Genomic DNA, 454 nt, shown 5'->3' with positions numbered 1-454 from the left:
GCCATCGAGGCGGCCCGGGCAGGGGAGCAGGGGCGTGGTTTCGCCGTGGTGGCTGACGAGGTGCGTACCCTATCTACCCGTACCCACAAGGCGACCGAGCAGATCCAGGGCAGCATAGGGCAGATCCAGCGTACCCTGAATGGCTGGAAGGGGATGATGCAACAGAATCTGGAGCAGACCCAGTCCTGTGTGACCCTGACCCGGCAGGGGTCACAGAGCCTGCATCAGGTGTTGACGGAGATAGAGCGGGTAGTGGATCTGTCGACCCAGATCTCGGCGGCGGCCGAGCAGCAGCAGGCGGTGGTGGAGGACATCAGCCGAAACGTCAACGCCATCTCCCAGCACTCCCACACCAACAGCAACAAGATGCACGACATGGATGCCTCGAGCGACATCCTGCTCACCAAGGCGCGCCAGCTCAAATCCCTGGGGCAGACCTTCGGCTGACGTCCGC

Annotated in this window: 1 protein-coding gene; it reads left to right on the top strand. The window is 63.2% G+C overall.

Translation table 11 applies throughout. The annotated features are described in order from the left end of the window. Nucleotides 1-447: methyl-accepting chemotaxis protein (locus BN1127_RS10670; RefSeq protein WP_042649427.1), on the top strand; the 447-nt coding region annotated here is incomplete at its 5' end. Between the last annotated feature and the right edge of the window lie 7 nt (nt 448-454).

Source organism: Aeromonas media, assembly GCF_000819985.1.
GTDB lineage: Bacteria > Pseudomonadota > Gammaproteobacteria > Enterobacterales > Aeromonadaceae > Aeromonas > Aeromonas media.
This window is presented reverse-complemented; position numbering and strand designations above follow the sequence as displayed.